This window comes from Archangium sp. (assembly GCF_036388035.1).
Lineage (GTDB): Bacteria > Myxococcota > Myxococcia > Myxococcales > Myxococcaceae > Archangium.
Genome location: NZ_DASVSO010000116.1, coordinates 1 through 7,458, shown reverse-complemented (window position 1 = coordinate 7,458; position 7,458 = coordinate 1). Strand labels below are relative to the sequence as shown.

The following is a 7,458-nucleotide window of genomic DNA, read 5'->3' as shown; positions in this document are numbered from 1 at the left end:
CGAGGAGCCGGAGGCCGCCCGGCGCAACCGGGAGATGTGGAAGCAGAGCGGGCTGGTCAACACGGGGGACATGGCCCGGGCGCTCGCGAAGCAGCGCAACCCCGAGCCGCTCGCCCTGCGCGTCCGGGGCCTCGACGTGCCGGCGCTGGTGCTGGTCGGCCTGTACGACCGCAACGTCGGAGTGGATCCGGCCCGGGACCTGACGCGGGTGATGCCGCGCGCGCGGCTCGTCTTGTTCGAGCGGAGCGCGCACTTCCCGGACATGGAGGAGCCCGGGAAATACGCCGCGGCGGTCCGCGACTTCCTCTCGAGGTGACTGCCTCAGCGTGCGGCGGAGAAGCCGCCGTGGAACGTGGCGGGGATGGCGTGGTCGAAGTGGACGGTCGCCACGGGACCGTCCTCGAGGTGCTGCCCATCCAGGACCGCGACGTAGGAATGGTCGCTCGTCCCATCGTAGACGAGGTCGAGCACGAAGGCGTCGTCCTCCGCCTCCCCGCGCGGCACGAGCACGGGCTCGCTCGGCACATGGCCGGCCGGCAGGGACCACTCCGCGCTGCCCCCACGTTCGAGCTCGATGCGCGTCACCCCCGGGTACCTCCGGTCCGCGCTCCGGCGCTCGGTCTGCGCGAAGACGGTGCCGTGCCGCGCCCCGTGCACCCGCGGGTGCAGCTGGGGGAACTCGCAGGGGACGTCGAAGAGCCTCGTCTCCCGCGTCCTTCCGGTCTTCAGGTCCAGGTGCAGGCGCGTGAGCAGCGGGGGCGGCCCTTTCTCTTCGAGCTGGCCGATGTCGCCGAGCGTGAACTCGGGGTAGCGGCACAGATCGACGCACGGACCGTCGCCTTCCTCGAAGGCGTTCGCGAAGTGCCAGGTCCAGAAGGCATCGAGCTCGAAGGTGCGTGGCGCATGGATGTCATCCAGGGGGACGACGATGAGCCGCGCCCCGAGCTCGGGCCTCCACTGGAAGAGCCTGGTGAAGTCAGCGAGGCCGAGCATGGCGCGCAGGAGATTCAGCTTCACCGGTCCCAGGAAGAGGATGAGGTGCCGCTCGGTCGCGATGAAGTCGTGCAGCATGCCCTGCCAGGGCGCTTCGATCGTGCCGAGCTTCGAGGCGGGTCCCTCATCCGGCAGCGCGTAGAGGTCGATGTTCATCTTCGGGCCGTAGCGCACTCCGAAGTTGAAGGTCGTCCGGAGCGAGGCCACGCGGTGCGGGTGCGCGGAGAAGGCGCTCGCAACCACGCCCAGGTCGGTGGCCTCGAGCGTGTCCAGCGTGCCCGGGTCCATCTCCTGCAACAGTCCGCCCTCCATCAGCGCGAAGAGCCGGTCCTGCCACAAGAAGGTCGAGGTGTTCCCCGTGGTCTTCGCCGAGCCCTTGCGCGCGGCGCGCATGCGATCCAGCCACGGGGCCGCCGAGTTGAAGAGGAACCGCCCCGCCGCCTCCTCCGCGCGGTAGCCGGCGCTCTCGACGATACGGCAGGCGCCCTGCGCCCCCCGGCCGTCGAAGCGCACCGCCGTGACCGCTCCGTCCGCCTCGAACGCGTGCGAGAGGCTCGCGCCGAAGCGCTCGAAGAGGCCCGGTCCGGCACGGAAGAGCGTGCCTCGCAGCGACTCGGGAAGCCGACCCTCGACCCGCAGAGGCTCGAAGCCATGGGGTCGCGAGAGGGACCGCAACAGGGGGCTCACGGCGTTCTGGGTGCTCATCGACTGCTCCGCGAAAGGGTGGACCTGCACCTGGAACCAAAGTAAGTGAGTCTCACTTACTTTGCAACGAACTTCGTTTCCGCTTCCAGCTGGTGAACGCATGACCCGAAAGACACGAACGCGCCCCTACCACCACGGGGACCTCAAGCGCGCACTGTTGGAGGCGAGCATCGAGCTCATCCACGAGGAAGGCGTGGAAGCGCTCACCGTGGCCGAGGTCGGCCGCCGCGTCGGCGTGTCCTCCGCCGCCCCCTACAAGCACTTCGCGGACCGCCAGGCGCTGTTGCGCGCGCTCGCCGTGGAGGGCAACCGGCGACTGGGCGAGGCGCTCGTCGCGGCGGCGGAGGGGAGTACCGAGCCGCGCGAGGCGTTCCGTCTCTCGGGAGTGGCCTACATCCGCTGGGCGGCGGAGAACCCGGCCCTCCACCGCATCGCGACCGATCCCGCGCACATCGACTACGCGTCGGCGCCGCCGGATGTCGATGCGCCGGAGGCCCTCAAGGGGTCGATGGAGACGTTCTGGACGGACCTGGCGGAGTTGGTCCGCTCTGGCGCCGCCCTCCCTGCTTCACATCCACTGATGGAGCAGCTGCGAGGTCGTGCCCTGGCGCTGGGCGTGGCCAGCCTCTTCGTCAGCGGCGCTTTCGCCTCGCTCGGCATCACCACCGCGGACGCGGAGCGGATTGCCCGGGCGGTAACCGGGGAGGACGTCCCGGCCACGTCGCGCCGGAGCAAAGCCTCGCGCACCCACGGAGCCTGAGCCACCGGTCAGGTCAGTCGTTCAGCGCGGACTGGTACACCCCGGCGAGCGCCCGCGCCTCGTGCGCCACGCCGAAGCGCTGGCGTGCCTCCTCCGCGGCGTTGAGCCCCACCTGCCGCGCCCGCTCGGGCTCGCGGAAGAGCATCGTGAGCAGCTCGCGCAGCGACGGCACGTCCCCGGGCTCGTACATGAAGCCCGTGCGCCCGTGCTCGATGACGGCCGGCACGTGCGGCAGCCGCGTCACCACCGGGCAGCAGCCGCTCGCCATCGCTTCCACCAGCACCATCGAGAAGGCCTCGCCGTACGAGGGGTGCACCAGGATGCTCATCCCCTGGTACCAGGGCACCACGTTCTTGTGCTCTCCCGCCAGCACCAGCTGCCCCTCCGTGGACTCGCGCAGCTTCTCCGCCCACGCCACGTCCTTGCCCTTGGCCAGCCCCACCAGCACCGGCTTCCACTCGGGGAAGTCGCGCAGCAGCGGGCGGATGGCCTCCACGAAGTCGCCCTGGCCCTTGTTGGGGCGCACCCGGCCCACCACGCCCACCCCGTAGCGCCCGCCCACTCCCAGGGACCTCCACGCCGCCGCCCGGTCCTCCGGCGGCACGAAGCGGCCCAGGTCCACCCCGTGCGTGACAATCTGGGACGGAATCCCCATCCACTCCGCGCCCTGCGGGTTGAGCGTGACGAGCTGCTCGGCATAGCGGGCGATGAAGCGGGTGAACCAGCTCGGCGCGTAGGGGCCGTGGCGCGTGTACACCAGCCGCACCTGCTTCCCCATCAGCCTCAGCAGGAAGCCGAAGAGCAGCTCGTTGTTGCGGTGCGCGTGCCAGACCACCGGCTCCTCGCGGATGCGCCGCCACAGCTCGCCCCACGGTATCCGCGGCACGTCCGCCGCCAGGTGCTTGCCCAGCGCCCGGGTCTCCATCAGGCGCGCGAGCTCGGGGACGATCAGCTCGGTGTGAGCGGTGACGCCGGTGCGGCGCCGGTGGAAGTGCGGATGGACGACGAGCGGCATGGGCGAGGGGCCTGCGGTCAAAGCGCCGGTGTCTCTATCCCACCCGTGCCCTCCCGTCATCCGGACGACTTCCGGTGTGCCTAGCACCCCCGTGGCGGGTAAATGGTACCCCTTGGCGCCCTTTTGTCAGTGTCCTGCCGGTATTTCGCGCACCTCTCCCACCTCCGGTACCTTGGGTGCGCACATGTCTCCTTCTTCCTTCCCTCGCGGCTGGTTCCTGGGACTGTCCCTCTGGTTCACGAGCACCGTGCTGCTCTACGTCGGCCTGAGCCGGGGCCAGCAGGAGCAGTCCTGGCAGGTGGAGCAGCTGCGGCAGGAGGTCTCCGCCCTCCACACGGTGGTGTCGGCGTGCCGGGCCGAGGGCCAGGCGCTGGCCGGGGAGCGCGGGCGCGACGGGCGGCGGGTGAGCCAGCTGTCGCCCGAGGACGTGGACCTCGTGGCCGCCCGGGTGGTGTCGTGGATGCGGCGCGCGGAGAAGGCCGAGCCCCAGCCCTCGGCGACGATGACCCAGGCGCTCCGGCCCCGGCCATGAGCCCCGCCCGGATGGCCGCTCGTGGGGCGAGCGGCCCCAAGGGGCGCCAGTCCGCGACGTGAAGAACGACCCGAGGTCCGAGGTTGACTCCAGGAGGTTACCTCCGGAGTCATCATGGACCGTACGGGCAGCGCAGACCTTCCCCTCCACTCGGGCCGCGTGCCGGACTGGCTCGCCGAGCGCATGGCGCGCATGAGTCGCGTGCTGGTGGAGGCGCTCGTCCTCCAGTACGGACGACACGAGGTGCTGCGCCGGCTCGCGCACCCCTTCTGGTTCCAGTCGCTCGGCGCCGTCATGGGCATGGACTGGCACTCCTCGGGCGTCACCACCACGGTGCTCGGCGCGCTCAAGCGCGGGCTGACGCCGGGCGGGCGCCAGCTCGGGCTGTACGTGGTGGGCGGCAAGGGCGTGCAGGCGCGCCGCACCCCCGACGAGCTGCGCATCATCGGCGACCGCGTGGGCATCGACGCCGACGCGCTCATCCGCGCCAGCCGCCTCGCGGCCAAGGTGGACAGCGCCGCGGTGCAGGACGGCTTCGAGCTGTATGCCCACAGCCTCATCCTCTCGGACGACAACGCGTGGGCGGTGGTGCAGCAGGGGATGAACCCCGAGGCGCGGCAGGCCCGGCGCTACCACTGGCTCTCCGAGGGCCTCGGCAGCTTCGTGGAAGCGCCCCATGCCGCCATCGAGGGCCCGTCCCAGGGCGTCATCCTCAACCTCACGGACCGGCGCGCCTCGCGGGCCCGCGCCGCGCAGGTGGAGCTCGTGTCCCAGGGGCCGGACGTGGTGGTGGGCGCGCTGCGCAAGCTGCGTCCCCAGCAGGCGCCGGCCCCCGTCACCCTGCCGCTGCCGCTGCCGCACCTGCAGATGCCCCTGCACGAGGAGGTGACGCGCGACGATGTCCTCCTGCGCCGGCTCCACGGCACGCTGGCGGCCGCGGCCGAGCAGGGCCCCAGGGACTTCTCCGAGCTGCTCCTCACCCCGGGCGTGGGCGCTCGCACCGTGGCGGCGCTGGCCAGCGTGGCCGAGGTCATCCACGGCTCGCCCTCGCGCTTCACGGACCCGGCGCGCTTCTCGTTCGCCCAGGGCGGCAAGGACCGGCAGCCCTTCCCGGTGCGGCTCGACGTCTACGATGAGACCCTGCGCGTGCTGCGCGCGGCGGTGGACGCGGCGCGGCTCGGCAATGACGAGAAGCTCCAGGCCCTGCGCGAGCTGGACCGGCAGGCGCGCCGGCTGGAGGCCGTGGCCACCGGCCCGTCCTTCGAGGCGCTCGTCGAGGAGGGGTGGAAGGACGTGGGCGAGTTGCTGCCCACCGATGCACCTCCGAGGCGGCCCCGGGGGCGTCCCGGCTGGCGGCGCGCCTCCGCTCCCCGGGACCAGCTCGAGCTGCCCGGCCTGGGAGAAGACACTCCCAGTGGATCCGCCGGCCACTCGGGGTAGCGGAAGAGCCGTTGCTCGCTCCATCGGCTCGCGGCCAGGGGAGCGGTGATCGCTCCAAGTAAGGTGTTCGACACCTCTCGTGGGCGGTTTCAGGACGGGGCGGGGTGGCTCATGACAGAACGTCTTCTGCCTTCACCTGTCCCCCCCAGGTGAGTCAGGGAGTCTTCATCGTGTCGAGCAGTAACCCGGCGTCTTCCCAGCCAGGGAGGGCGAGAGTCACGCCTGTGTCCGCCCCCCGGCTGGACGGTCGGATCCTGGTCGTCGACGACTCGGAGGCCAAGCGGTACGTCGTCTCCAAGACCCTGCGCATGGCGGGCATGGACGTGGTGGAGGCGTCGACGGGCCAGGAGGCCCTCGCGGCGGCGGCCCTGCAGCCGGACGTGGTGGTGCTCGACGTGCGCCTGCCCGACATGAGTGGCTTCGAGGTCTGCCACCAGCTCAAGGCCTCTCCCGCCACCGCCGCCATCCCCGTGCTCTACATCTCCGCGCTCCTGCAGGACGAGGAGCTGGAGGCGCGGCTGTTCGAGGACGGGGCGGACGGCTACATCCCCCAGCCCATCGAGCCCAAGCACCTGGTGGCGCAGACGTGGGCCCTGGTGCGCATGCGCCGTGCGGAGCAGGCCCGGCAGCGCGAGCGCGAGGAGGCCCAGGCCGAGCAGGCCCGGCTCCAGCGCCAGTTGGACAAGGAGCAGGCCCAGGCGCGGCGGCTCACCGAGTCCGGCGTGGTGGGCCTCTTCTATTGGGACCTGGGCGGCTCCATCCTGGAGGCCAACGACACCTTCCTGTCCATGGTGGGCTACACGCGCGAGGACCTGGCGCGGGGCCGACTCGACTGGCGGAGGATGACGCCCCCGGAGTGGGCGGAGCAGGATGGCCACAGCCTCGCGGAGGTGCGCGCCCGGGGCGTGGGTGCGCTCAGTGAGAAGCAGTACCTGCGCCAGGACGGCACGCGGGTGGATGTCATCCGGGGCGTGGCGGCGTTCGAGGGCGAGCCCCAGCAGGGGGTGACGCTGGTGGTGGACGTCACCGCGCGCCGGCAGGCCGAGCGTCGGCTGACGCAGCTCATGGGAGAGCTGGAGTCCAGCGAGGCCCGGCTGCGCATGGCGCTCGAGGGCGCCTCGCTCGGCATGTGGAGCTACGACATCGCCACCCAGCGGCACCAGTGGGACGCTCGCGCCAAGGAGCTGTTCGGGCTGCCGCCAGAGGCGCCCATCGACGTGGAGACGTGGCGGGCGGCGACGCACCCGGAGGACCGGGAGCGGGTGTCGGCGGCGGTCCGGCGCGCGCTGGCCGGCGAGGACGGGGGCACCTTCGCGGCCGAGTACCGGACGGTGGGGCTCCAGGATGGTGGGGTGCTGCGGTGGCTCGTCGCGCGGGGCCGGGTCCTCTTCAACGCGGAGGGGCGGGCCACCTGCTTCCTGGGCACCTACCTGGACGTCACCGGGCACAAGCAGGCCGAGCAGCGCGCCGCGGAGCTGCAGGCCACCACGGCCGCCTTCGCGCACGCGCTCACCCCCTGGGAGGTGGGCAATGCGCTCGTGGAGCACGGGCTGAAGTCCCTGGAGGCCTACGCGGCCGCCGTCAGCATGGTGGAGGGCGACCAGCTTCGCATGCTCAGCCAGTTCGGCTACCCCGACAACACCCTCCGGGACTACAGCCTCGTTTCGCTCCACCAGCCCGTGCCCTCCTCCCTGGCGGTCCATCGAGGGGAGGTCATCTGGGTCCAGCGCTCGGACTCCTTCGAGCGGGAGTGGCCCGAGTTCTCCCGGATCGTCCAGACGAGCCAGAGCCGGTGTTGGATGAGCACGCCGCTCAAGGACGGCGACCGGGTGGTGGGGGTGCTGGGACTGAGCTTCTCCACGCCTCGCCGTTTCAGTGAGCAGGAGATGGCGCACCTGGAGTCGCTCTGCCGATTGTGTGCCCAGGCCCTGGCGCGCGCCCGGCTCTTCGAGGAGGAGCGGCGGGCCAAGGAGGAGGCGCGGCGCCGCGAGAAGCTGGAGCAGCAGTTCCTCG

Annotated in this window: 7 protein-coding genes; 5 read left to right on the top strand and 2 right to left on the bottom strand. The window is 71.7% G+C overall.

Translation table 11 applies throughout. The annotated features are described in order from the left end of the window. A partial coding sequence (locus tag VF697_RS05130; RefSeq protein ID WP_331092357.1) for an alpha/beta hydrolase occupies nt 1-316 on the top strand: 316 nt, incomplete at its 5' end. A 5-nt stretch (nt 317-321) separates the two neighbouring features. Here the strand turns inward: VF697_RS05130 and VF697_RS05125 are convergent. Continuing rightward, nucleotides 322-1,698, bottom strand: a complete 1,377-nt coding sequence (locus tag VF697_RS05125) for a carotenoid oxygenase family protein (RefSeq protein ID WP_331092356.1) — start codon at nt 1,696-1,698, stop codon at nt 322-324. A gap of 100 nt (nt 1,699-1,798) precedes the next feature. Between VF697_RS05125 and VF697_RS05120 the strand changes: the two genes are divergently transcribed. After that, the gene (locus VF697_RS05120; protein ID WP_331092355.1) at nt 1,799-2,458 is read left to right on the top strand and encodes a helix-turn-helix domain-containing protein; all 660 of its coding nucleotides are present in this window, start codon (nt 1,799-1,801) and stop codon (nt 2,456-2,458) included. Nucleotides 2,459-2,471: 13 nt separating this feature from the next. On the opposite strand, the gene VF697_RS05115 is transcribed toward VF697_RS05120, so the two are convergent. Next, a complete protein-coding gene (locus tag VF697_RS05115) occupies nt 2,472-3,473 on the bottom strand; it encodes a glycosyltransferase family 4 protein (protein ID WP_331092354.1) in 1,002 nt (333 codons plus the stop codon). A 184-nt stretch (nt 3,474-3,657) separates the two neighbouring features. Here VF697_RS05115 and VF697_RS05110 point away from each other — a divergent pair, with 184 nt between their 5' ends. From VF697_RS05110 to VF697_RS05100, 3 genes are all read left to right on the top strand, one after another. Beyond that, nucleotides 3,658-4,005, top strand: coding sequence for a hypothetical protein (locus VF697_RS05110; RefSeq protein WP_331092353.1), 348 nt, complete (start codon nt 3,658-3,660; stop codon nt 4,003-4,005). Between the two features lie 114 nt (nt 4,006-4,119). Further along, a complete protein-coding gene (locus tag VF697_RS05105) occupies nt 4,120-5,445 on the top strand; it encodes a DUF763 domain-containing protein (RefSeq protein WP_331092352.1) in 1,326 nt (441 codons plus the stop codon). A 224-nt stretch (nt 5,446-5,669) separates the two neighbouring features. Continuing rightward, a partial coding sequence (locus VF697_RS05100) for a PAS domain S-box protein (RefSeq protein ID WP_331092351.1) occupies nt 5,670-7,458 on the top strand: 1,789 nt, incomplete at its 3' end.

Coding starts and splice junctions, on each gene's coding strand:
- VF697_RS05125 (WP_331092356.1), bottom strand. CDS start 1,698: ATGAGCACCCAGAACGCCGTGAGCCCCCTGTTGCGGTCCCTCTCGCGA.
- VF697_RS05120 (WP_331092355.1), top strand. CDS start 1,799: ATGACCCGAAAGACACGAACGCGCCCCTACCACCACGGGGACCTCAAG.
- VF697_RS05115 (WP_331092354.1), bottom strand. CDS start 3,473: ATGCCGCTCGTCGTCCATCCGCACTTCCACCGGCGCCGCACCGGCGTC.
- VF697_RS05110 (WP_331092353.1), top strand. CDS start 3,658: ATGTCTCCTTCTTCCTTCCCTCGCGGCTGGTTCCTGGGACTGTCCCTC.
- VF697_RS05105 (WP_331092352.1), top strand. CDS start 4,120: ATGGACCGTACGGGCAGCGCAGACCTTCCCCTCCACTCGGGCCGCGTG.